This window comes from Enorma shizhengliae (assembly GCF_009676995.1).
Classification (GTDB): domain Bacteria; phylum Actinomycetota; class Coriobacteriia; order Coriobacteriales; family Coriobacteriaceae; genus Enorma; species Enorma massiliensis.
In genome coordinates, this window is sequence record NZ_VTFZ01000006.1 from 69722 (window position 1) to 93971 (window position 24250).

Below are 24250 nucleotides of genomic sequence, written 5' to 3' on the forward strand. Positions count from 1 at the left end.
ATGAAACCGAACTGATTGCCTCGACAATTTCATAGCACAATATCCCTTATGAAGAAAATCGTGTTATAGATTGTAAGTGCATCATAACACACCATGCACAGCCCTCGACGCAGCCCTCCACCGGACTTTCTTGTATCCTCATCTATTATGTATTTTGTCCTATTATTCATATTTTATATTAATATCACACCTACATTATCCTTGGGCATTGCTCCAAGCGAGATCGGAGATTAGAAGATGAAGCACCCATCGCCGCAGGTGTCCAAAGTTTCTGCTGTAGTCGTGCTTGTCTTGCTCGCCTGTGCAGCTGGCATCGCTGTTCTCTACTGCCATGCTGCACAGCAAGCCGATGTCGCTGTGGAAACAACAGGGGGCTGGGATGACGCCATGCATTATTCCAGTGGGACGGTCATCTCATGCGACCAAGAACACCACACCGTTACCGTGCACATCGATACAGACTCAAGCGGCTTCGACGCGGGGAGCCGCCCCGTCTTTTCGTTCAAAGACACCGTTGACCTTTCATGGGTACAGGCGGGCGATCGCGTCACCGTATTTCATTGGTCCCCCTACGAAGACCCCACCATCCCCGTTCCAGCACGGTCGATTTCACAATCGGATGAGTAGATCGCGCGATGCTGCGCCTGAACCACGACTCAAGAATCGCGAGTAAAGGCGGTCTAGAGCTATGAGCCGGACCACCTTTCTCATATCAATCCCAGAAGTCCCGCGCACTGGTTCAAAATGACCCCGTCCCAAAATGAGTCATTTCGCGTACAAAGACGGCCTTTCGTAGTGCCCGAGATTGCCCTGAAAGAGGAGGGAGCACGCCTTGCGTGCGGCGACCGACGATTGAAGGGCAAGGTTGGGTGCTACAAAGGGCCGCCCAGGTTAGGAGACCTCCTCGCTCGTAGCCCAACGGTGGTAGCCGATGATGAACGGGTCCAGGTCTCCCTCCTCCAGCACGGCATCGACATTGCCGGTCTCCACGCCGGTGCGGAGGTCCTTGACCATCTGGTACGGATAGAGCACGTAGCTGCGGATCTGGTTGCCGAAGCCGATCTCGGTCTTGGGACCGCGGATCTCGTCGAGTTTGTCCTCGCGCTTCTGCAGTTCCAGCTCGTACAGGCGCGCCTTCAAGATCTGCATGCACGCGGCCTTGTTCTGGATCTGCGAGCGCTCGTTCTGGCAGGTCACGACGATGCCCGTAGGCAGGTGCGTCACGCGCACGGCGGAGTCCGTCGTGTTCACGCCCTGGCCGCCGGGGCCGCTCGCGTGGTACACATCCACACGGATATCGTCGGGCGCAATCTCGATGTCGATGTCGTCGGGCAGCACGGGGATGACCTCCACGCCCGCGAACGTGGTCTGGCGGCGCTTCTTGGCATCCGTGGGGCTGATGCGCACCAAGCGGTGCACGCCGGCCTCGGCGCGGAGCATCCCAAACGCATCCTTGCCCTCCACGGTGAAGGTCGCACGGTCGATGCCGATCTGCTCGGCCGCCGGGCAGTCGTTGACCGTGACCTTCCAGCCGTGGCGCGCACAGTACTTCATATACATCTTGAACAGCATGAAGGTCCAGTCCTGGGCCTCCAAGCCACCCTGGCCGGGCTTGATGGCCACGATGGCATCGCCGTGGTCGAACTCTCCGGTAAACCAACTCGTAAGTTCCAGCTGGTCGATGGAGCGGCCGAGAATCTCGGCCGTGGACGCTGCCTCGGCCACCAGGTCGGCCGCCTCGGGGTCGCCCCCCATCTCGCCGGCGAGCTCAAGCGCGGCGCGCGCGTCGGCAAGCTCCGCGCGGGCATCCTCGACGGCCTTCACATCATCGCGCGCCGCCGAGAGCTCTGCCATGATTGCGCGCGCATGCTCGGCATCGTCCCAGAAGCCCGGCTGGGCGCTCTGGCGCTCGAGCTCCACCGCACGCTCGCGCTTCTCGCCTAGATGCAGGTAGACCTCAACCTCATCGAGGCGCGCCGCCAAGGCGTCGAGCGCCTCGGCCGTGATGTTCTCCTCGGCCATTAGCGGTTCCTACCGTGGCAGTTCTTGAACTTCTTGCCGCTACCACAGGGGCAGGGGTCGTTGCGCCCCACGTTGGCGTACGGGTCGCCGCTCTCGGCCTTGACGTAGGTCTTGACCGTACCCTGTGCGGATGCCGGCGCGCGGCCAGCAGCGTTGGCAGCCTGCGCGGCGGCCTCGCGACGAATGGTCGAGGAACCGCCCTCGCCATCAACATCGGCCGGGCCGGAGTACGTCGCGTTCGAAAGCTCCGCAGGTTCCTCGGCCGCCCGCTGCGCGGCGCGCGGGGCTTGCTTGACCTCGATGCGCAGGATGGTGCGCAGGTAGTCCTCGTACATGGTGTCCACGAGCGTCTGGAACGCGCGGAACGCCTCGCTCTTGTACTCCACGAGCGGGTCGCGCTGGCCGAAGCCGCGGAGCCCAATGCCCTGCTTGAGGTAGTCCATCTCCTGCAGGTAGCTCATCCAGCGTGTATCGATCACGCGGAGCATGACCTGCGTGTTGAGCTCGCGCATGAGCTCCTCGCCCACACGCTCGGCCTTCTGGTCGTAGCAATCCTTGACATAGGCGAGCACCTGCTCGTTGATCGCGCTGAAGCTCGCGTCCTCGTCATCGATCTGCGGCGCGTCCATGCGACCGGTGAGCTCGACGATCCACTTGTGCAGGCCCTCGAAGTCGCGCTCGCCCTTCTTGGAGTCCTTGGGGCAGAACTCGGCGACGCAACGCTCGACGGTATCGGCCATGACGTCGGTGATGTGCCCGGCGAGGTCTTTGCCGTCGAGCACCTTGTTACGCTCGGCGTAGATGACCTGGCGCTGCTTGTTCATGACGTCGTCGTACTCGAGCACGTTCTTACGCATGGAGAAGTTGATGTTCTCGACCTTGCGCTGCGCGCCCTCGACGGCCTTGGAGATGAACTTGTGCTGGATGGGCAGGTCGTCCATATCGGCCGACGACATGAGGCTCGAGATGCGATCCATCTTGTCGCCACCGAAGAGCCGCATGAGGTCGTCCTCGAGCGAAAGGTAGAACTGCGTCTCACCGGGATCGCCCTGACGGCCGGCGCGGCCGCGGAGCTGGTTATCGATACGGCGGCTCTCGTGCCGCTCGGTGCCGATTACCGTGAGGCCGCCCGCCGCAAGCACCTGCTCGCGCTCGCGGGCGCACGTCTCGCGGGCCTGCTTGAGCGCCTCCTCATAGGCTGCCGCCCGAAGCTCCTCGTAGCCCTCGGCCTCGGGGTCGAGCCCCTTTGCCTCGACCATCTCGTTCGCGAGCTCCTCGGGGTTGCCGCCGAGCAGGATGTCCGTACCACGGCCTGCCATGTTCGTTGCGATGGTCACAGCGTCCAAGCGGCCGGCCTGCGCAACGATGTGCGCCTCGCGCTCGTGGAACTTTGCGTTCAGGACCTCGTGCTTGATCCCGCGCTTGTTGAGCAGGCGCGACAAGCGCTCGGAGCTCTCGATGGAGACGGTGCCCACAAGCACGGGCTGGCCCTCGGCGTGGCGCTCGGCAACCTCATCGGCGACGGCGCGGTACTTGGCATCGATCGTGCGGTACACGAGGTCGTCATGGTCTATACGGACCACCGGTTTGTTGGGCGGAATGACCTGCACGGGCAGGTTGTAGATCTCGCGGAACTCGGCATCCTCGGTGATGGCGGTACCGGTCATGCCGGCAAGCTTATCGTAGAGGCGGAAGTAATTCTGCAGGGTGATCGTGGCGAGCGTCTGGTTCTCCTCGCGCACGAGCACGCCCTCTTTGGCCTCGATGGCCTGGTGGAGGCCATCGGAATAGCGACGGCCTTCCATGATGCGGCCCGTGAACTCGTCGACGATCTTGACCTCGCCGTTCGTGACCACGTACTGCTTGTCGCGGTGGAACATGTACTGGGCCTTGAGCGCCTGCTGCAGGTGGTTCACGAGCTGGCCGGAAAGGTCGGCGTAGATGTCATCGATGCCGAGGCGCTTCTCGATCTTCTTCAAGCCCTGCTCGGTTGCTGCGATGGTGTGCTTGGCCTCGTCCATCACGAAATCGCCGTCGGGCTCGGGCGCGGGCTCGGGCGACAGCGGGTCGTGCTCGACCTCGGGGGCGCGCTTAAGACCGCGGACCGCGCGGGCAAAGTCCTTGTAGGTGCTCGCCGACTTGGTGCCGGCGCCGGAGATGATAAGCGGGGTGCGCGCCTCGTCGATAAGAATCGAGTCGACCTCGTCCACGATGGCAAAGGCATGACCGCGCTGCACGCGCTGCGATGCGCGAAGCACCATGTTGTCGCGCAGGTAATCGAAGCCGAACTCCGAGTTGGTGCCGTACGTGACATCTGCCTCGTAGGCAGGACGCTTCTGCATGAGCGGCATGCCGTTCTGCAAAAGGCCGACCTTCATGCCAAGGAAGCGGTAGATCTGGCCCATCCACTCAGAGTCGCGCTTGGCGAGGTAATCGTTCACGGTGACGATGTGCACGCCCTTGCCGGAAATCGCGTTGAGGTAGCCGGCGAGCGTTGAGACGAGCGTCTTGCCTTCACCGGTTTTCATCTCTGCAATCTGGCCATCATGGAGCGTCATGCCGCCGATGAGCTGCACATCGAAGTGGCGGAGGCCGGTGGTGCGCTTGGACGCCTCACGAACCACGGCAAACGCCTCGGGTAGCATGCTGTCGAGCGACTCGCCGTTCGCATAGCGCTCGCGGAAGAGCTCGGTCTGGTGGGCGAGCTCCTCGTCGTCCATCTTCTCGTAGGTGGGCTCGAGACCGTTGATCTTCTCGACAACCTTCTGATAGCGCTTGAGCTCCTTATCGGAGCCGATTGAAAGGAGTTTTGAGACGAATCCCATGTGGTTCCCTTTTCACAGGAGGTAGTTCGCGCCGCGCGACACCCGTCGCGCCCCAGAACCGCCCCCGATGGACATACTCAGACTGCTTAACTCTATCCCTTTGGCGCACGGACGATACACACGGCGCGCGCATCCCACGGAGAAACCACGGTGAATGGGCTCCCGGGGCCATGTCTCGGCTGTTTGCCTGCAACTCGGGCAGCTCCGACTCGCACGCACATCTTGCAAGCAGAGAATACGCATATCGACAACGAGCAGGCAGCGGCTTCGCGACGAACGTGCCCGCGCCGTTAGGAAGCACAGCAGTTTACTCTCATGGTCAATTTAATATGATTGGTGGTAGTTAAGAAGCGGCGCACGCCCAGCTAAACCTCATTTTGGGGGCTTATTCATGATTGCCATCGATAATCGGGCAAAAGGCACCCTGCCTGGACCACTCCACAACGCTCTTCAGCAGCGCTAGGTGCTCCCAAGCACCACTAACCGTACTAAATTGGCCATGAGGGCGAGAATTTATAAAATCGCAGCCGAACGAATGCCCATACAAGCCTCGCTATATGATTGGTTGCGTCAAGTAATTACGTCAACCATGCTAGGGGGCTCACGTTGAACATGAGACTGGCAAAACGCGAGGTACGCGAAGCGAGTGAGCTGCGGGCAATCGTCGATAGCTGCCAAACCGTGCGCGTCGGCGCCGTTGACGAAGAGGGAATGTTCATCGTTCCCATGAGCTTTGGCTACGACTGGGAACTGGACGAATCCGGCACTCCCCGCCTAACGCTTTGGCTGCATTCAGCTGGCGCGGGACGCAAGGCCGCGGCATTTGGGGCAAACGGAAACGCCGGGGTCGACGTCGCGATCGAGATGGACTGCGAAGATGGCGTCATCACCGGGCCGTACGCGTGCTCGTACTCCTTTGCGTACCGGAGCATCATGGGGACGGGGCGCATCTACCCCATCGCTAGCGGCGAAGACAAGGTCTACGGCCTCACGCGCATCATGGAGCACATGGCTCCCGGCGCACCGCAAGCGCTCGGCCCGGGCGTGCTCGACCGCACGGCGGTGTGGCGTATCGACGTTGCGCGCTTCACCGGCAAGCAGCGCCAGCCCAAGGCATAAGTCGCCAAAGAAATAAGACCTTGCCAGAACGCTGCATGACGGGTTTTCGCCCACCGAATCTAACGGGCTTCATCCAGACGGACTTTCAATAAGGTAGGCCGTTACCTTTCAACCGGGCAGGCCATTATTCAAGTGACCATTAATTAGGCGAGCCTTTATCAAGGCACCCAAAACAGGCGCGCCTCGACCTTCGTGATTGTTGGGCAGCTTTCGAATGTTCGAGGCATCGTTGGGCGAGATTCCGTCATAGCGCGGGCCCTATGCGGCGAAATATCGCCCAAATACGCCCCAGATGTCCGAACCTCGCCCGACAACGCCCCAGGCGTCATATTTCCCCGGGCGCCCGAATCTCGCCCGACAACGCTCCGAACATCCAAAGCTCGTCCAAAGGCGTGCGGCGCGCGCCAAGCAAGCGACAACACTCACATGGCGAGGCACATACAACAAAAAAACGACCCGCACCGGATTCCGATGCGGGTCGCTTCTTCCCTCTGTGCGCGCAGCAGGTGCTACTCAGCAGCAGCCTCGGTCTCGGCCTCAGCAGCGGGAGCCTCGGTCTCGGCGGGAGCCTGAGCGGCCTCCTCCTCGGCCTTCTTGGCGGCCTCGGCGGCGTACTTGGCAGCACGCTTGGCCTTCTCGGCAGCCTTGGCCTCGCGCTCGGCGGCCTTCTTGGCAGCGGCCTCCTCGGCGGCCTTCTGACGCTCAGCCTTCTTGGCGGCCTCGCGCTCGAGCGCAGCCTGAGCGGCACCGCCGAACTTGTCGGCGAAGCGCTGGACGCGTCCACCGGTGTCAACGAACTTCTGCTGGCCCGTGTAGAACGGGTGGCACTCATTGCAGAGTTCGACGCGAATCTCGGGGACGGTGGCGCGGGTCACGAAGGTGTTGCCGCAAGAGCAACGGACCGTGCACTCCATGTACTCGGGATGGATTCCAGGTTTCATGCAGGGACTCCTTACGATCTCGTCCTGGTTACCGACCAGGGCATAAGGCGTCTTGGTTTCCGACCAAGACAGAACAACTGCGATAGGATAGCACACCTGCGCGAAAGCTAGGCGAAGTCATAAAAGCATCATGCTCCAGGAGAACGCATGCCGCAACGTGCACCCGGCCTTACGGCATCTTAACCCGCGGCTGGGTTAGCCCTCATCGCACCCGGCGAAGCGCCTTCTCCCCCAGGTCCTCCCCAAGCGAAACGCCAACCGCGCGTGGCGGCGGAGCCCATGGAAACGACGACAAAGCCCAGAAACAACGGACCACTTGCCCAGCGCAGCAAAACTCTCGTCAAAGGTGCGGATTTTCGAGGACCGCCCAGATATACCCCGTTCAAACAAAATTAAAACCGCAGATAGGAGAAGTGTCGTTGTATAGGCTACTCCGCCCGAGCCATAAAATTCGATCCTTTGACGGGAGTTTTGTCCCGCGCAGGGCCACGAAGGGGCGGGACGCCTCGGATGCCGCGGCTAGGGCGTCCCGAAGCCTCGGATGCCGCGGCCGCAGCGTCACGAGCGCCGCGCGGGGGGGCAGCTTACTCCTGGTCGATGAGCCCTAGATGCACGAAGGCGTTCCAGAGGCCGTCGTCGTCCACATCGGTTGTAACCCAATCAGTGGCCTCCTTGGCCTCCATGCCGCCGGAGCCCATGCAGACGCTCTGGGCGCACGCCTCGAACATGGGGATGTCCACCTTGGCGTCGCCCAAGGCGATGGTGTCGGCCAAATCGGCACCGAGGTGCTCCACGAGCACGCGCACGGCATGGGCCTTATCGATACCCCTAACCCCAAGGTCGCCGAACAGCGCATGCTCGCCCTTTCCGCCCCATGTACCCGCTTTGAGGTCGGGGAACTCCTCGACAGAATCAAGATGGTCCTGATAGCTCGACAAAATGAAGCTCACTTTGTTGAGGTCGTCGCGGTAGAGCTCGGCACCATACACGATGCCGTGAAGGACGTCGTCGACCTCGAGCCCATCGACCTCCTCGGGCGTAGCCCCTTTGCCCAGCTTATACTGGCGCAGTACGGGCCGCGCCGCCTCCTGGAAGCGTTCGCTCGCAAACAGACCGTTGTTGCTCTCGAGGTAGAACTCAAGGCCGCGGCCGTGCAACCAGTCCACGACACGCTTGCACTGGTCGAATGTGATGAGCTGGTGCATCACGACCTCGCCTGCGTCCTCGACGTACGAACCGTTGCCGCCAATCATGCCGTCGAAGCCGATTGCCCAGATTTCTGGCAGATTCTCGGCCTTGCTGCGGCCCATGCACATATAGACGCGGTGGCCGCGGGCGCGAGCTAGCCGAATCGCGCGAACTGCCGAAGGCAGGACGTTGTTCTCGTAGTCCGTGATGGTTCCATCGACGTCGAGAAAAATGATCTTGCAATCGGCCATGGAGCATCCTTTCCGCCTGCCGCGAGAAGAGAACTGCCGCCCAACGCTTCGAGGCGAGGGCGGCACGCCTGCGCGCCCGCTCTGGGGCGACGCCATCGGCGCACCACCCCTCGAGCCGAAGGCGGCGCACCGGGAGCGCAGCCTCGTCTTCTCATCTAAAAGTCCTAGGGTCGCCGGCGCATGATGAGTCAAAACAAACCCGTCCCAAAATAGCTCACTCGCAGAGGTGCTCGACAACGCTGCATGCATCGATATCTATACGCAGTCGCATAACCTCTATCCTGCGCAGATGTTCTGCGATCGGCTGCTCTCCGCAGGGCGCAACGCAACCTGCCACGAAAGCCCGGAGCGGCTCGTGCGAACCGCCCTGGCCACAGGGGCCAACCACGCCGCGGTGGCCATCTCGTACTCGGGGCTCAACCAACAGCTCGATGCCCTCTATGGATGACTGTTCGCTCGCGACTACGAGCGCAGCATCGCGTTTCTGGAACGGTCGCTCCCCTACACGAGGCTGCCGGGATCGGACGACGCGGAGCCCGGCCAGGCGCACCCCCCCCCGATCAGCGGGAACCGGAGCGCGGCCGAGCGGTACGGGGCCCTCAATTCAGTCATAACTCCATATTTGCCACAGTGGTGATACGCGGCGGACGCCGAGCGCAGCATATATGGAGTTAAAGGGGCCTAGGACCGGTCATAGCTTCAAATCTGTCGCGGTGGAGATACGCGGCACCCGCCGAGCCCCGCTGGATGGCAGCTCCACCGCCCGGAGCCCCTTCGGCAGCAGCCCTCCTGGGCGCCCCTCCGCCGGATGCAGACCCCTCTACATGTTGCCCGCATGTTTCGCCGGTGTGGTTCTCCTGTGTTCCGCGCCGCCCGCCGCGCTGCTCCATTGCGCAAATGGGTATAGGTGAATCCATGCATCTACACCGCCCACGGGCCGGGGAGCCCGCGAGAGAAAGGCGCCTCATGGCAGAGAACGCATCCAACCGCATCGTCATCACCGTGCTCGGAAAGAATCGCCCGGGTATCGTCGCAAGCATCTCGCGCGTGCTCGGCGATGAAAACGTCGATATCCGCGATATCACCCAGAGCATCATCGAAGACATCTTCACCATGACGATGATCGCCGACATCTCCGCCGCCGCGTCCGATTTCACCACGCTCCAGGAGCGCCTGTCTGAAGCGGGCGAGAGCATCGGGGTGAACGTGCAGATCCAGCGCGAGGATGTCTTCAACTACATGTACCGCCTGTAAAGCGAACGCTTCGCCAGGCTGAGCGCCGCGCCCGGGCACGAGCTGCGGCGCCCACGGCCCGCGCGATCGGTTAGGTCGCGCCGCCTCGAACCCGAATGGAGGTTGCTGCCCGTGAGCATGACCGAGATCAATCTGAGGCACCCGCTCATTGCCGAGCGCACAACGATCGACTTCGCCGAGACCCGCGAGGCCTCCCCTGCCACCAAGCGCCTGTATGACGGCGCCGTCATGGTGCCCTACGACGAGGAGCTCTTCCGCTCCCATGATGTTAAGCGAGGCCTGCGCAATGCGGACGGATCGGGCGTGGTCGCCGGCCTTACGAGGATCTCGGACGTGCATGGCTATCGTCGCGAGAACGGGACGCTTGTCCCAGATGAGGGCAAGCTCACCATATGCGGATACAACATCGAAGAACTCGTTGCCCATGCGCAGCAGGAGCAGCGCTTTGGTTATGAGGAACTCGTATTCCTGCTGCTCACCGGCGAGCTACCGCGGCAAGACGAACTCGATGCCACCTGCGCGCGCATCGCAAGCCAGCGCCTGCTGCCCATGGATTACATCAACGAGTTCCCCATCACCACCAAGTCCAAGAGCATTATGAACGTGCTCGCGCGAGCCGTTCTCATGCTCTACGCCTTCGACGAAACCCCCGACGACATCTCCGCTCCGCACGAGATCGATGTGGCGCTCTCGCTCCTCGCCCGCTTGCCGCGCATCGCAGCCATCGCGCACAGCGTGCGCAACGCGGAGTTCGAGGGGCGCCGGGCGCACATCCCTCGGCCCAACCCGTCCTACTCGATGGCTGAAACCATCTTGCAGGTGCTCCGAGAGGGCGACAACTTCACCCACGACGAAGCAATGCTCCTCGATGTGATGCTCATGCTCCACGCCGAGCACGGCGGCGGTAACAACTCGACCTTCGCCTGCCGCGTTCTTTCGAGCTCCGCGACCGACGCCTATTCCGCCTACGCCGCGGCCATCGGCTCGCTCAAGGGACCGCGCCACGGCGGCGCCAACTCCAAGGTCATGGCCATGCATGCAGATATCCGCGAGCACGTGCGCCGCTGGGACGACGACGGCGAGGTAGCAGGATACCTCATGAAGATCTTGAACCGCGAGGCGTTCGACGGCGCAGGCCTCATCTACGGCATGGGGCATGCCGTCTACACGCTCTCGGACCCACGCGCCAAGATCTGCCGCCAGTACGCGCGCAAGCTCGCGGAGCAGAAAGGACTGGGCGAAGAGTTCGCGCTCATCGAGCGCATCGAGCGCCTAGCGCCGCAGGTCATGCGCGACGTGCGCGGAACCGCCAAGCCCATCTGCGCGAACATCGACCTCTACACCGGCTTCATCTACAACATGCTCGGCGTGCCCGAAGACCTCTACACGCCCATCTTTGCCGTAGCGCGCACCGCCGGCTGGGCTGCCCATCGCATGGAGGAGATCTATGGCGCCAACCGCATCATCCGTCCTGCCTATAATTCTGTGATGGAGCAGGCGGAGTACGTTCCCCTCTCCGAGCGATAGGCAAGCGAGGCGAGGGCGAGGCAGCCGTGCCACACCAGAACTTGATCTTCTTTTCCGACCTCGACGGTACGTTTTTGACATCGAGGAAGGAGATACCAGAGGGCAATCTAGCGGCGCTCGACGCCATTTACGAGGCGGGCGCGCAATTCGTGCCGTGCACGGGACGGTCCCTTGCCGCCATTCCCAAGGCGCTGCTCGAGCACCCCGCCGCGCGCTATGCCGTGAGCGCGAACGGGGCAGCGGTAACCGACCTCTCCACCGGCAAGGCCATACATCGCTGCGATCTGGGCCACGAGCGGACGCGGACGCTGCTCCGATTTGCCGATGGTCGCGACGTCACCTTCGACCTCTTCGCAGACGGGCGCGTGTTCGAGCATCGCAAGACGTACGACCGGCTTGCCGAGTTCGCGGACGACCCCTACCAGCTTGAGCTCATGCGCTCCATTCGCACTCCCTTTGATGGGGAGACCGAGGCGTTCATGACCACGCTTGAGCACATCGAGCGCATCTCCTACTTCTGGTACGACCCCGCTGACTGCGCCGCGCTGCTCGAGGCGGTGCAGCAGGTGCCCGATATCTCGGTCGTGCGCTCGGTATCCAATAGCATCGAGATCTCCGACGCGCGGGCCACCAAGGGCGAGGCGCTCTCATGGCTCTGCTCGCACCTGGGCATATCGCGCGCAGACGCCGTAGCATTCGGCGACAACATCAATGACATCCCGATGATAGAAGCGGCGGGCACCGGAGTGGCCGTGGCCAATGCCGAAGACGAGACGAAGAGCGCAGCCGACGCCGTGTGCGGTGCCAACAACAACGCGGGTGTTGGGACCTTCATCATGCAGCTGCTCGCAGAGTAATCCGACTGCACATAAAACGTGAAACGCAGACACCCGGTGTCCGCGTTTCAACTTGCCTGCGGCGTCCGGATCTTGCCCGAGAACGTGGCGCGGTGCGAACAGAAATAACCCTTTGTCGAACAGTTTGACCGTTCGTCCGGTTGGAGACTGCGAGACGGAACACGAGGCAGTAATGTGAGTATTTAGGTGCAAAATACATCGCCAGCACCGCATGACAGAGGGGATACGCATATGCTGTTTGAGAACGACAGCTCCTACGGCGCGTTGGGCGAAATGTGCTCCAACACAAGCCGACGGTTGGGAGCGAACGCCCGCGGCACCTGCCCCGTCGATATGACGCGCGCGCTCGTGGGCGTGGCGCACGCGCAAAGCTGCGGCAAATGCACGCCGTGCCGCGTGGGCCTGGGCGCCATGACCGACATGCTCGAGCAGATCATCGGCGGCACCGCCGATCCGGGCACGATCGAACGCCTTGAAGACCTTGCCGAGCAAATTCGCGTGAGCTCCGATTGCGCGGTAGGCTACCAGGCCGCCGAGCAGGTGCTCATGAGCGTGAAGGCCTTCCGCGACGACTTCGAATACCACGCCGCCACCGGAGGATGCCTTCGCAGCTCGAGCCAGGGCGTGCCGTGCGAGGTCAGCTGCCCGGCGCACGTGGACATCCCCGGCTACATCGCCCTTACCGCAGCGGGCCGCTACGACGAGGCCGTGGAGCTCATCCGCAAGGACAACCCCTTCCCCAGCGCATGCGCCTACGTATGCGAGCATCCCTGCGAGGAGACCTGCCGCCGCACCATGGTGGACGATGCCGTGAACATCCGCGGCATCAAGCGCTACGCCGTAGACCACGCGACCGGCCCGCGCGCGACCGACCGAGGCCCCGCCACGGGCAAGCGCATCGCCATCGTGGGCGCCGGGCCCTCGGGCCTCACCTGCGGCTATTACCTCGCCCGCATGGGCCACGAGGTCGTCGCGTTCGAGCAGCGCGAGAAGGCGGGCGGCATGCTGCGCTACGGCATCCCCAACTACCGCCTGCCCAAGAGCATCCTCGACGACGAGATCGCCTCCATCGAGGCCGCCGGCGTCGAGATTCGCTGCAACACCCCGGTGGGGCCAGACGGCATCACCCTCGAAGAGCTCCAGCGCGACTTCGACGTGGTCTACATCGCCATGGGCGCGCACGGCGACAAGAAGCTCCGCATGCCCGGGGAGGACGCCGAGGGCGTCGTGCCTGCCGTGCGGATGCTGCGCGAGATCGGTCTGGGCAACACGCCCGATTACACGGGCCTCGAGGTCTGCGTGGTGGGCGGCGGCAACGTGGCCATGGACGCCGCGCGCTCGGCCGTGCGCTGCGGGGCAAAGAAGGTCACCGTGGTCTACCGTCGCCGCGTAGCCGACATGACAGCGCTACCCGAGGAAATCGAGGGAACCATCGCCGATGGTTGCGAGATCGCCGACCTCATGGCCCCGCTCGAGGTGCTCACCGATGCGGAGGGCCGCGTTCGCGCGCTCAAGGCGCAGCCCCAGATCATCGGCCCCGTGAAACGCGGGCGCCCCGCACCCGTGACCGCCGACCGCGAGCCGCATGAATTCCCCTGCCAGGTGGTCTTCGTGGCCATCGGCCAGGATATCCAGTCCGACTACTTCGCCGACGAGGGCCTTCCCACGAGCTGGAAGCAGTTCGATGTGAACGAGAACCTTGCCGTGCCGGAGCATCCGGGCATCTTCAGCGGCGGCGACTGCATGCGCGGGCCCGCAACGGTGATCCTCGCCATCGCCGACGGCAAGAAGGCGGCGCGTTCCATCGATACGTACCTCGGCTTCCACCACACCGTTTCGGTCGACATCAAGCTGCCGACGCCGCGCCTAGACGACCGCGTGCCCTGCGGCCGCTCCGTGAACGGTGAGCGCCCCACCGAGGAGCGCGTGCACGACTTTGAGCTCGTAGAGTACGGCCTGTCGGAACAGGAAATCCGCCAAGAGACGCTCAGGTGCCTCAACTGCGACCACTTCGGCTGCGGCATCCTGCATGAGGAAGGACGGATGTCATGGTAGAGATCACGATCGACGGTAACGTCTACGAAGCCGAAGAGGGCGCCACGATCCTTGAGGTGGCGCGCGAGCACCGCGTGGACATCCCCACCCTGTGCTACCTGCGCGAGATCAACGAGATCGGCGCGTGCCGCGTATGCCTCGTGGAGGTCGAGGGCATCGATCACCTCGTGGCAGCGTGCAACAACGAAGTCACGGATGGCATGGTGGTCTACACCGATACGCCGCGCGTGCGGCGCGCCCGCGTGGCCAACCTGCAGCTCATCCTTTCGCGGCACGATCGCCGCTGCCCCACGTGCTTCCGCAACGGAACCTGCCAGCTGCAAGCGCTTACCGATCGCATGGGCGTCCACGAGGTGCCCTACACCACGTTCTTCGAGACCAAGCCCATCGACGCGCGGTTCCCGCTCGTGCGCGAGCCCGAGAAATGCGTGAACTGTTTGCGCTGTGTATCCACATGCCAGAAAGTGCAGGCGCTCGGCGTTTGGGACCTCGTGGACTCCGGAAGCCGCGCGCACGTGGACGCCGTGGCTCCCGACGACTGCGCTTTCTGCGGCCAGTGCATCGCCAACTGCCCCACGGGCGCACTTCACGAACGCGACGACACCGAGCGCGTCTTCGATGCGATCTTTGACCCCGACACGATTACCATCGCGCAGGTGGCTCCTGCCGTTCGCTCCTCCTGGGCAGAGCTCCTCGACTTGGGAGGCAAGCCGCCGACACCGGGCCGCATGGTCGCGGCGATTCGCCGCCTGGGCTTCGACTACGTCTTCGACACCGACTTCGCCGCCGACGTGACCATCATGGAGGAGGCAAGCGAGCTCATCGAGCATCTGAAGGAAGGCGCCGAGGGGCCCATGTTCACCTCATGCTGCCCCGGCTGGGTGCGCTTCGCGAAGACGCGCTACCCCGAGCTTGCGAAGAAGCTCTCCACCACGAAGAGCCCGCAGCAGATCTTCGGCGCGCTCGCCAAGACGTACTATGCCGAGATCCTCGGCGTGGACCCCGCAAGGATCTTCGTCGTGTCCTATATGCCGTGCGTCGCCAAGAAGATGGAGGCCGCCTACCCCGGCATGGACTCCACCGGCACCGGCCCGGACGTGGATGCCGTGCTCTCGGTCCGCGAGCTCACGCGCCAGCTTCGTCAGCGCTTCGTAAACGTGGACCTTTTGGAAGAAGAGGACTTCGACCGCCCGCTCGGCGTGGCGACGGGCGCCGGACACATCTTCGGCGTGACGGGCGGCGTGATGGAGGCCGCGCTCCGCACCGCCTACAACTTTGTGACCGGCGAGAACCCCGACGCGGACGCATTCCATGAGATTCGCTCCGAAGGGCCCGAGCGCGGATGGCGCGAGAAGGAGTTCCAGCTGCCCGACCGTACGCTCCGCATCGCGGTGGCGAGCGGCCTTGCCAACGCAGACGCGCTCTGCCGTGCCATCGAGCGCGGCGAGGCGAGCTACGATTTCGTGGAGGTCATGGCCTGCCCCGGCGGCTGCGTAGGCGGCGGTGGCCAGCCCATCATCGAAGGGTTCAACCTTTCCGCCGACCGCGGCTGCACGCTGCGCATCATCGATGAGCAGAGCGAGCTGCGCTTTAGCCACGAGAACCCGGCGGTCAAGGCCTGCTACGACGACTTCCTGGGCGAGCCGCTCTCCGAGCGCGCGGAGGAGCTGCTTCATTCCGACCACGGAGACTGGGCCATGCCCTTCCGCGTTACGGCCGACGGCACCGAGGCATAGCCCTCGGACACACAGCGGGGCGCGCGACGGGACCAGGCCTCACCCAAAAGCGTCGCATAACTCGTAGGCGAAGGCCTAATATCGACCTCGCCTTCGAGTTGTGCGACGCTTTGCGAACAAGGGGCGCGACCTCGAACGTATCGCGCCATGCTCTTGGCACCGCTTCAAACGAGAATGCGAGGCGCTGAGACCCGGTCTCAACGCCTCACGCACGTATGGAATCGTAGACACCTGGTGCCTACGATTCATTCTTCGGTAGGCATACCCCTCAGCCTAGAGACGCTCCTCATAGCGCTCAAGGCGGCGCTCTACGGCATCGAAGAGCTCCGAGCGACCGTGAACGCCAAGTTTTGCGTATACGTGCCGTATGTGGGTTCGGACGGTGTTCAAGCTCACCGTGAGCTCGCGCGCGATACCTGTCGCCGTGAACCCTCGAAACAGGTACCCGAGCACAACGCGCTCGGCATCGGTCAGCCCCGAACCCTCAAGCGCCTGGTCGAGGAACCCAGCAGTACGCCGCGAAAACGCCAGGCGCCGCCGATAACTCGCCATCGTACTCGCAAGCGCCCACGCGCCGCAAACCACACCGATGGCGACCAACGCGATAACCGAGCGAACGGAACCTTGCGGCTGGAGCAACGCATCGACGAGCACACCGCCACTGCACCCAAAGCCAAGAAGCCACGGCATAGCAATGGGAGAGAGCACGTCGAGCAGAGACCGCCCTGCACGTTGGGCGAAGCGCATTGCCCGCATCGACACATACAGCACAGCCGAAAGCGTCGTGCCGTGCAGGACAAGATGCCATGCGAGCGACGACGCTAGGCGCCATGGATGCAAGGCGGTATACGACCCGTTCAGCAGCTGGAAGAGCATACCGCAGGACATACCTGCCACCACCAGAGCCGCGCCGCGCACGAGACCGATGCGAAGCGAGAAGGCCCGCGGCGAAGTTCGAGAATCCCCGCCATGCGGAACGCTTTCCCCAGGTATGGACGAAGCGGAGACAGACGCGCACGAGCACGCGTGGACCACCATGGCAGCAATGCAGACAACACCGCAGCTGAGCACAACCGGCACCAGCGCATCGAAGCAAACGGAGCACCCGAACGCCAGGGATGATGCCATGGGAACAGCAACGAGCTCCCACAGCGGCAGGGCATCGCGCCACAGGCTCCAAAGCGCATGGAACGCAAGCGCAACCGCAGCGCCCCACGAGAGCATCGGCGCGAAGTCGGTGTCCGCCATGTTGATGAGCCCCGTTTCGAACGAGCCGCTGCATACCAGCGCGCAAACGGCGCCGGTTACGAGAGCGACCACGGCGAACGACAGCATCGTCGCAATCATGAGTGCAGCCATGCAGGAAAGCGACAAGCGAACCGGGTCGACACCCTTGGCTACGAGAAGGCTGAGGTACCCGTTCTTGAAGCTCCACGTGCTATCGGCAAGTAAAGCAAGGGGAAGCAGCAACGCGAACGCCTCCGAACCGCCCATCGTCATCGCCGCCATGAAAAGCGGAGGCAGGTCGACGCCGAGTAGGCTATCCGCACCGACCGTGCCGTATGAGATGAATAGGTCGTCAGTCAGTTGGTACGCCACAACGATCGCCATCGCGACGGTGATGAGCGCGAACCGCCTCCCGCATATCAGGCGAAGCAGCTGCCTGATGAGCACGAACGCACCCACGCTAGCCATGCGCACTCCCCTCAGCATCCCAAGCCTTTCCATCCCGCGCCCCCTCATCCCGCAAACATACGGAACGCATCACGGCATCAGCATGGCAGACAAAGCGAAGACCGTCTGTCGTACGGCATGGGTGAAATGTTGTATACGCAGGTAGAAAGCGTGAAGTCATCGAGGCGAAACCATATCGGCCCCGTCGCGCACGCGCGGGGAGCGCATTCGATTCCGCACTGATATAGTGGTAGGTATCCGCGCTCATCACACAAATTCTGGGGGTTTCCATGGGCACCACGCAACAGCAGCACCATGCCACCATCACTCGCCGCGCTTTCGCCAGCGGGCTCGCCACCATCGCCATCGGTCTGGGTATCACCGGCTGCAGCTCAAATACGGACGGTGGGTCGAACGCCGGCAGCGGGATGAACTCTTCGAGCGAGGGCGCAGAGCCCACCACCGTGCGCATCGGCGCGCTCAAAGGGCCTACGGGCATGGGCCTCGTCGGGCTCATGGACGCCGCGGGCATGTTCGCAGCAAGTGATGCTGCGGCCACCGACGACGGTTCGTCGGGCGATGCTGTCGCGACCGATACCCCCGTGGGCACCGACCCCGCCGGCATCGGCGCGCTTGAGAACGACTACGAGTTCACGCTCGCGAGCTCTGCCGACGAGCTCGCTCCTCAGCTCATTCAGGGCGACCTCGACGTGCTGTGCGTGCCCGCGAACCTCGCCGCCACGCTCTATCAGAAGACCGAAGGGGCGGTAACGGTACTCTGCGTGAACACCCTCGGCGTGCTCGACATCGTGGAAGCAGGAGAGACCATCCACGACATCACCGACCTCGCTGGCCGCACCATCTATTCCGCCGGCCGCGGTTCGACCCCGCAGTACGCGCTTGAGTACCTGCTGCGCGAAAACGGCATCGACCCCGAAACGGACGTGGCCATCCAATGGGCGAGCGAGCATGCCGAGTGCCTGGCGGCGCTCCAAGCCGACCCGTCCATCGTCTGCATGCTCCCTCAGCCCTTCGCCACGAGCGCGCTTGCCAAGGTGGAAGGCGCGCGCATCGCACTCGACCTCACCGAGGTCTGGGACGAGACCGTCGCTGCCAACGGAGGCAACTCGCAGCTCATCACCGGCGTGGCCGTGGCTCGGAGCACGTTTGCCTGGCAGCACCCGGCGGCGGTCGAAGAGCTCCTTGATGCCTACGCTGCATCCGTCGGCTTCGTGAACGACGACCCCTCGGCGGCGGCCCAGCTCATCGAGGCAGCCGATATCGTGACCGCGCAGGTGGCCGAGCAGGCCATCCCCTACTGCAACATCGTCTGCATGACGGGCGCGGAGATGGCGGGAGCGCTCACCGGGTATCTCCAGACGCTCTACGACGCCGACCCCGCCTCCGTGGGCGGCGCGATGCCGGGCGACGATTTCTGCTACGGCGCCTAGCCGAGCATATCTAGATCCATGAGCAAGCGGCAGACATCTGAGCGCACGGAACGCGAAGGGCACATCGGTGCGAAGGACGCGCGCCCAAGCCGTCGCCCGGCTCTCTGGGCCGGCGCCTTCTGGCTCGCGATCTGGCAGCTTGCCGCGGTTGCCCTGGGAAGCGAGCTCTTGCTGCCGGGACCCGTCGCCGTGCTCGCGCGCCTCGTCGAGATGGTGCCCCAGCCCGCGTTTTGGGCGCGCGTGGGGTTCTCCCTCGTGCGCATTGCGGGCGGCTTCGCGCTCGGAGCGGCATGCGGCGCTGTCGGGGCATTCGCCGCCGCGCGCTGGCGCGTCGTAGAGGAGCTCCTCGCACCCCTCATGGCGCTCGCAAAGAGCGTGCCTGTGGCGTCCATCACCGTGCTCGCGCTCATCTGGCTGCGCGCCGCCAACCTCGCCATGCTCGTCGTGCTGCTCGTGGTGCTGCCCATCGTATACGAAAACGTCCTCCAGGGGCTGCGCGCGACAGACGGCAAGCTGGAGGAGGCGGCCAGGCTCTACCATGTCCCGCCTGTTCGCCGCCTGCGCCTTCTCGTGATGCCAACGCTCTTCCCCTATCTGAGCACCGCACTTGCGCTCGGGCTCAGCACCGCATGGAAAGCCGGAGTTGCGGCCGAGGTCATCGGCATACCTGCAGGATCGCTCGGCGAAGCGATCTACGACGCGAAGGTTTACTTTGACACGCCCGCGCTCTTCGCGGTGACGCTCGCCGTGGTGCTGGCGAGCGCCGCGTGCACAGCCGCCCTGTGCGGGGCGCTCGCATGGATTGAGCCCCTTGCCTGCGGGCGGGCAGGAAGCGCCGGTCGTATCGAGCGCACAACGACAGCCGAGTCGCCGGTCGGCAACGCGCAGGCAACCGGTGCACCCGCCGCACGGAATGCAGAGCATCGCTTGTGTCTCGAGCGGCTATCGAAGGCGTTCGGCGGCGCGCCCGTCCTCAATGGCGTCACGTTCACGGCGCGCAGCGGCGAACCGATCTGCCTCATGGCGCCGTCCGGCTCGGGAAAGTCAACGCTCCTGCGCATCATCGCCGGGCTCGAGACGGCCGACGACGGATCCGTCGTGTTCGGGGATCCATGCGATCGCGAGCCCCTCCCCCGTGTCGCGATGAGTTTCCAAGACGACCGCCTTGCTGACCAAGCGAGCGCGCTGGCGAACGCACGCATCGGGCTCCCTGCCGAGAGCCCTGCATGGGCCGAGGCTCCGAGCCTGCTCCAGGCTCTCGGCATCGGCGAGCGGCAACTCGCTCCGGCGGGCATCTGCTCAGGCGGCGAGCGTCGGCGCATCGGGCTCGCCCGGGCGCTGCTCGCCCCGCACGAGATACTATTGCTGGACGAGCCCTTCAACGGACTCGACGCAGCCGCCCGGGAGCACGTCGCCACCATCATTCGCGAGCGCGAACGGGGGCGCATCGTTGTCATGGCTTCGCACGACAAGCGCGACGCCGAGCTCATCGGCGCGCGCATCGTGCACGTAGGGCTCAGATAAGAGCAGATCCGGAGCAGAAGCGGAAGCGCATGTGCATGCAGAAGGCGCGCCAGCCCTAATCCGCTCTACCGAGCACGGCAGCGCGAACCGAACGCGCTAGCCCAAGCTCTCCAAGAGCTTCCGCATCTCGCCCTGCACAGCCTGGTCATAGTTGTAGCCAATCACGCGGTTGGCAACTGCCTTGAGCGCGGGGCGGCCGTTGGCCATCGCGCAACCGGTGCCCACGAACCGGATGATTTCGTAGTCGTTCATCGAATCGCCGAACGCCATCACCTCGTCGCGCGTAATCCCATGGTGCGCCATGACCTGCTCGATGCCCGTGGCCTTGTTCACGCCGCGCTGGAGCGCATCGATCCAGTGCGTGCCCGAGGGCGCGAATAGGAACTCGTCGCCCAGCTCGCGGGAGAGCGCGTAGGCATAGTCCATCACGTGCCCGTCCTCGCAGTAGATCGAGATCTTGAGAATGCTCACATCGGGCTCGGGCAGATACCAGATGCGCTCGGCGTTGGGAAGGTCCTTGTCAATCTCGCGCACGAACTTATCCTCGTCGTCGAGCAGGAACGACTTCTCATCGTCGAAAAGCGCCATGTGCAAGCTCTCGAATTTACCAACGGTCTTCGCCAAGCGGCGAATGCCCAGATGGGAGAACACCTCGCGATCCACGAGCTCGCCATCCACATACACCTGGGCACCGTTGGCGGCCACGAAATCCATCTTGTCTCTCACGGGCGCGAAGAACTGGCACAGCCGGTCGAAGCGGCGCCCCGAGGATGCGGCGAAGTGCACGCCCTTCTCGCGCAGGGCGAGAATGAGGTCGTAGGTCTCGGGCGGAACCTCGCTATGCTCGTCAAGCAGGGTACCGTCCATGTCGGAGGCGATGAGGCGGATCAACATGAGCTCCTTTCGGCATTAGCTTGCATACGTGAAGGTCGTGACATCGAAAACGCCCTCAGGGCGAATCCTGAGCGTGGGGATGACCGGAAGCGGGAGGAAGATCATGCCCATGATGGGATCGAGCGGGGGCTCGATGCCGGCAGCGCGCGCAGCCTGCACGAAGGCATCGTGCTCGCGGGCCACGTCTTCCGCCGTGCCATCGCTCATGAGCCCGCCGAGCGGCAGCGCGAGCTTTGCGATAACCGCGCCGTCGCGCACGAGCACAAAGCCGCCCTGCCCCACGTTTCGCACGGCCTCGAACATATCGTGCGGGTTATCGCCCACCACGCAGACGTTGTGGGAATCGTGCCCCACCGTGGAGGCGATAGCGCCACCGGTGATGGTGAAGCCGCGCACCCATCCACGCCCGATGTGCGTGCCCGTAAGGCCGTATCCAGCAGGCCCCGCGCCGTCCGCGCCCGCAGCCTGCGCGGCCACGCCGCGGCCATGACGCTCAATGAGCATGATGCGCCGGAGGCCCTCGCTAGAATCGGGATGCGCGGCCCCCGTAATGGCATTGCCGGGAATCACATCGATCACCGCGCTTCCAGGCCGGAAATCGTAGGAGAACACCTCGGGCGAGAGCTCGGGCAGGCGCACGGAGCCGCGAAGCGTCGCCTCGAGCTCCTGCACGCGCGCGGTCTCCGGCGCAACGTCGCCCACGAACAAGCCGTCTTCGGCAACGAGCTTTCCCGCAGCATACACACGGTGCGGAGCGCGCTCGAACGAAAGGTCGTCAAGCAGCAGCAGATCGGCGCGCTTGCCCGGCGCGATGGCGCCGCGATGCTCGAGCGGGCCGCCGTGGCCGTGATCGAGCCCGAAGCACTCGGCCGTGGAGAGCGTACCCATGGAAATGGCGAGCACCGGATCGATGCCGCGCTCCACCGCGAGCCTGCAGGCGTTGTCGATCATGCCGATCGCGAGGGCATCCGACGGTGCACGGTCATCGGTGGCAAAGCAGCAGCGGCGCGCGCGAAGCGGGTTCTCGAGCACCACGGGGCTTAGCGCCTCTAGATCGTGGCTGCATGTTCCCTCGCGCAGCATGATATACATCCCGCGCGAAAGCTTATCGAGCGCCTCCTCAGGACCGGTGCACTCATGGTCGGCAATGACGCCGCTTGCAACATAGGCGTTGAGGTCCGCCCCGGCTACGAGCGGCGCATGGCCGTCCACCACGCCCGAAATGGTCGCAGCGGCGGCATCGATGCGCGCAAGGGTCTCTGCATCCGCCGCCTCAACGCCCGGATAGTTCATCATCTCGCCCAAGCCGAAGACCTCGCCCGGATGCTCACCCATAAACGCGCGCATATCCTCGGCGGTGATGGAGGCGCCCGCTTGCTCGTCGGGCAGCGCGGGCACGCACGAGGGCATCATGAACTTGATATCGAGTGGAATGCGGCGAGCGTCCTCGATCATGAACGCGAGGCCGTCGAGCCCGCAGACGTTCGCGATCTCGTGGCTGTCCGCGATGGCCGTCGTGGTGCCGCGCGCGAGCGCCATGCGCGCGTATTCTGCGGGCCGCACATTCGAGGATTCGATATGCAGGTGGCCGTCAATGAAACCAGGGGCAAGATAGCAACCCTCACAGTCGATGACCTGCGCTGCAGGGGGATCGGGAACAGCGCCGTCGCGATCGTCGAAGAGCACTCCCGCAATCGCACCATCTGCCACCGCCACACGGCCGCGCACCACGCGCTGCCCGTAGACGTCTACGATCTGGGCATTGGTGAACAGCGTATCGGCCTGCGCACGGCCCTCCGCCACGTCGACCAGGAGCTTGATCTCGTCTGCCGCCATGCTATCCCCTCTCCATCGGGTGCCGGACCGCCCTCGCGCGCAGGAATCCCTGCCGAACCACGCGCAGGGATCCCCACCGAACCACGCAGCGCACGTTTGTGGAGCATGATACCCAAAACCGCGCGTGCAATCCGCTGAGGGGTTGCAGCGAAACATAGGAGGAGCGCGATAGATGAAAAAGCGGGGAGCCGCGCATAGCACGCCGCACCCCGCAATGCTTCGCCGAGTACTCGCCGTATCGCTAGTCCGTAGGATTGGCGGCGTTCGTGTTATAGCTCGTCGCCGGCTGCATGGGAGCCATCATGATGCGACCGGTACCACGGTACACGTTCACCAGGCCCTCCCCGCTCATCGCAGAGCCGATGAGCGACTTGCCGGAGCGCTCGACCGCGAACTCGAGCCCCGAAGTCCATGCGAGCGCATAGTTGCCATCGACCTTGAGCTCGTCGTTTTGCAGGTCGACGTAGAGCACTTCGGTTTGCGGGCACGGCGACTCGAGCGCGACCACACCCGCGCCATCGAGCCTCAGATTGAACAGGCCTTCGTTGCCCGCCACGGCCGACGACATGTTCGACCGACGCTGCAGGTCGTGGCGAATGGTGCTGTCGCATGCAAGGAACAGGCCGTCGTTGAGCACGATCGAATTGCCCCATTGCGAGAGATCGAGCAAGAGCAGGTGGCGCCAGGTGGGCTCGCACACGAGCATGCCCGTGCCGGAATACTCGGGCTTGATGATGGAATCCTGGCTCACCGCGCCGCGCACCATCTTTCCGAAGAGATCGCCCGCGCTCTTGACGCCGGTATTGGCATGGACCTGGCCGACCGTCCACTGCATGGCCCCTGCCTGCAGGGTCACGCCCGTGCGGCCATCGAGGGTCGCGACGAGCTGACGGCGGCGCACATCCATCTGCGATGCGAACCACGCCTCCTGCGCGCTCCAGGGAGCAACGGATAGGTCGCGGTCCCACTGGATAACCTGGAACTGCCCCGCCTGGTGCAAAACCTTTACGTCGTCGTTATTGAGAAAGTTGTAGATGGTGTACGACATGATTGCCCCCTCATCTGCGCCGTGCGCCCTAACCTTACCGGGATTATA

Annotated in this window: 18 protein-coding genes; 10 read left to right on the top strand and 8 right to left on the bottom strand. The window is 63.8% G+C overall.

Annotation, left to right across the window (positions count from 1 at the left end; translation table 11 throughout):
• The first annotated feature begins 237 nt into the window (after positions 1-237).
• Positions 238-627 (top strand): hypothetical protein, encoded by a 390-nt coding sequence (locus GJE22_RS05670; protein WP_144688316.1) that lies wholly within the window; start codon positions 238-240, stop codon positions 625-627.
• A 264-nt stretch (positions 628-891) separates the two neighbouring features.
• Here the strand turns inward: GJE22_RS05670 and prfB are convergent, their stop codons facing one another.
• Both prfB and secA read right to left on the bottom strand, forming a co-directional pair.
• The gene (gene prfB / locus GJE22_RS05675) at positions 892-2022 is read right to left on the bottom strand and encodes a peptide chain release factor 2 (RefSeq protein WP_144688315.1); all 1131 of its coding nucleotides are present in this window, start codon (positions 2020-2022) and stop codon (positions 892-894) included.
• On the bottom strand, positions 2022-4847 hold the full coding sequence (gene secA / locus GJE22_RS05680; RefSeq protein WP_144688314.1) for a preprotein translocase subunit SecA: 2826 nt from the start codon (positions 4845-4847) through the stop codon (positions 2022-2024). Before secA ends, prfB begins: the two co-directional genes overlap by 1 nt.
• Before the next feature lie 612 nt (positions 4848-5459).
• Between secA and GJE22_RS05685 the strand changes: the two genes are divergently transcribed.
• A complete protein-coding gene (locus GJE22_RS05685; RefSeq protein WP_186297421.1) occupies positions 5460-5966 on the top strand; it encodes a pyridoxamine 5'-phosphate oxidase family protein in 507 nt (168 codons plus the stop codon).
• 509 nt (positions 5967-6475) lie between these two features.
• On the opposite strand, the gene rpmE is transcribed toward GJE22_RS05685, so the two are convergent.
• Both rpmE and GJE22_RS05695 read right to left on the bottom strand, forming a co-directional pair.
• Positions 6476-6907, bottom strand: coding sequence for a 50S ribosomal protein L31 (gene rpmE, locus GJE22_RS05690; protein ID WP_019129152.1), 432 nt, complete (start codon positions 6905-6907; stop codon positions 6476-6478).
• Positions 6908-7491: 584 nt separating this feature from the next.
• Positions 7492-8346, bottom strand: a complete 855-nt coding sequence (locus tag GJE22_RS05695; protein ID WP_144688313.1) for a Cof-type HAD-IIB family hydrolase — start codon at positions 8344-8346, stop codon at positions 7492-7494.
• 226 nt (positions 8347-8572) lie between these two features.
• Between GJE22_RS05695 and GJE22_RS05700 the strand changes: the two genes are divergently transcribed.
• The 6 genes from GJE22_RS05700 (at position 8573) to GJE22_RS05725 (ending at position 15775) form a co-directional block, all read left to right on the top strand.
• The gene (locus GJE22_RS05700) at positions 8573-8794 is read left to right on the top strand and encodes a phosphoheptose isomerase family protein (RefSeq protein WP_019129150.1); all 222 of its coding nucleotides are present in this window, start codon (positions 8573-8575) and stop codon (positions 8792-8794) included.
• Between the two features lie 518 nt (positions 8795-9312).
• A complete protein-coding gene (locus GJE22_RS05705) occupies positions 9313-9600 on the top strand; it encodes an ACT domain-containing protein (protein WP_022349264.1) in 288 nt (95 codons plus the stop codon).
• A gap of 111 nt (positions 9601-9711) precedes the next feature.
• Positions 9712-11127 (top strand): citrate synthase, encoded by a 1416-nt coding sequence (locus GJE22_RS05710; protein WP_144688312.1) that lies wholly within the window; start codon positions 9712-9714, stop codon positions 11125-11127.
• Positions 11128-11153: 26 nt separating this feature from the next.
• Positions 11154-11984 (top strand): Cof-type HAD-IIB family hydrolase, encoded by an 831-nt coding sequence (locus GJE22_RS05715; RefSeq protein WP_235895825.1) that lies wholly within the window; start codon positions 11154-11156, stop codon positions 11982-11984.
• A 231-nt stretch (positions 11985-12215) separates the two neighbouring features.
• Positions 12216-14039, top strand: coding sequence for an NAD(P)-binding protein (locus GJE22_RS05720; protein WP_144688311.1), 1824 nt, complete (start codon positions 12216-12218; stop codon positions 14037-14039).
• On the top strand, positions 14033-15775 hold the full coding sequence (locus tag GJE22_RS05725) for a [FeFe] hydrogenase, group A (RefSeq protein WP_144688310.1): 1743 nt from the start codon (positions 14033-14035) through the stop codon (positions 15773-15775). The genes GJE22_RS05720 and GJE22_RS05725 overlap by 7 nt, the downstream gene beginning before the upstream one ends.
• Positions 15776-16048: 273 nt before the next feature.
• Here GJE22_RS05725 and GJE22_RS05730 read toward each other — a convergent pair whose 3' ends face one another.
• Complete coding sequence (locus GJE22_RS05730; protein ID WP_186297420.1) at positions 16049-17470, bottom strand: helix-turn-helix transcriptional regulator; 1422 nt, start codon at positions 17468-17470, stop codon at positions 16049-16051.
• Between the two features lie 269 nt (positions 17471-17739).
• Here GJE22_RS05730 and GJE22_RS05735 point away from each other — a divergent pair, with 269 nt between their 5' ends.
• Both GJE22_RS05735 and GJE22_RS05740 read left to right on the top strand, forming a co-directional pair.
• Entirely contained in the window at positions 17740-18900 is a 1161-nt protein-coding gene (locus GJE22_RS05735) for an ABC transporter substrate-binding protein (protein WP_144688308.1), read from the top strand.
• Positions 18901-18918: 18 nt separating this feature from the next.
• A complete protein-coding gene (locus GJE22_RS05740; RefSeq protein WP_144688307.1) occupies positions 18919-20424 on the top strand; it encodes an ATP-binding cassette domain-containing protein in 1506 nt (501 codons plus the stop codon).
• Positions 20425-20520: 96 nt separating this feature from the next.
• Here the strand turns inward: GJE22_RS05740 and GJE22_RS05745 are convergent, their stop codons facing one another.
• From GJE22_RS05745 to GJE22_RS05755, 3 genes are all read right to left on the bottom strand, one after another.
• Entirely contained in the window at positions 20521-21315 is a 795-nt protein-coding gene (locus tag GJE22_RS05745) for a Cof-type HAD-IIB family hydrolase (protein WP_144688366.1), read from the bottom strand.
• Positions 21316-21333: 18 nt separating this feature from the next.
• Complete coding sequence (locus GJE22_RS05750) at positions 21334-23154, bottom strand: adenine deaminase (protein ID WP_144688306.1); 1821 nt, start codon at positions 23152-23154, stop codon at positions 21334-21336.
• A gap of 241 nt (positions 23155-23395) precedes the next feature.
• Positions 23396-24202 (bottom strand): AIM24 family protein, encoded by an 807-nt coding sequence (locus tag GJE22_RS05755; protein WP_144688305.1) that lies wholly within the window; start codon positions 24200-24202, stop codon positions 23396-23398.
• Positions 24203-24250: the final 48 nt, after the last annotated feature.

Excerpts from the sequence above, each read along its gene's own strand:
- GJE22_RS05720 (WP_144688311.1), top strand. The coding sequence starts at position 12,216 with ATGCTGTTTGAGAACGACAGCTCCTACGGCGCGTTGGGCGAAATGTGC.
- GJE22_RS05705 (WP_022349264.1), top strand. The coding sequence starts at position 9,313 with ATGGCAGAGAACGCATCCAACCGCATCGTCATCACCGTGCTCGGAAAG.
- secA (WP_144688314.1), bottom strand. The coding sequence starts at position 4,847 with ATGGGATTCGTCTCAAAACTCCTTTCAATCGGCTCCGATAAGGAGCTC.
- GJE22_RS05735 (WP_144688308.1), top strand. The coding sequence starts at position 17,740 with ATGGGCACCACGCAACAGCAGCACCATGCCACCATCACTCGCCGCGCT.
- GJE22_RS05755 (WP_144688305.1), bottom strand. The coding sequence starts at position 24,202 with ATGTCGTACACCATCTACAACTTTCTCAATAACGACGACGTAAAGGTT.
- rpmE (WP_019129152.1), bottom strand. The coding sequence starts at position 6,907 with ATGAAACCTGGAATCCATCCCGAGTACATGGAGTGCACGGTCCGTTGC.
- GJE22_RS05695 (WP_144688313.1), bottom strand. The coding sequence starts at position 8,346 with ATGGCCGATTGCAAGATCATTTTTCTCGACGTCGATGGAACCATCACG.
- GJE22_RS05725 (WP_144688310.1), top strand. The coding sequence starts at position 14,033 with ATGGTAGAGATCACGATCGACGGTAACGTCTACGAAGCCGAAGAGGGC.
- prfB (WP_144688315.1), bottom strand. The coding sequence starts at position 2,022 with ATGGCCGAGGAGAACATCACGGCCGAGGCGCTCGACGCCTTGGCGGCG.
- GJE22_RS05685 (WP_186297421.1), top strand. The coding sequence starts at position 5,460 with ATGAGACTGGCAAAACGCGAGGTACGCGAAGCGAGTGAGCTGCGGGCA.
- GJE22_RS05750 (WP_144688306.1), bottom strand. The coding sequence starts at position 23,154 with ATGGCGGCAGACGAGATCAAGCTCCTGGTCGACGTGGCGGAGGGCCGT.
- GJE22_RS05670 (WP_144688316.1), top strand. The coding sequence starts at position 238 with ATGAAGCACCCATCGCCGCAGGTGTCCAAAGTTTCTGCTGTAGTCGTG.
- GJE22_RS05730 (WP_186297420.1), bottom strand. The coding sequence starts at position 17,470 with ATGGCTAGCGTGGGTGCGTTCGTGCTCATCAGGCAGCTGCTTCGCCTG.
- GJE22_RS05740 (WP_144688307.1), top strand. The coding sequence starts at position 18,919 with ATGAGCAAGCGGCAGACATCTGAGCGCACGGAACGCGAAGGGCACATC.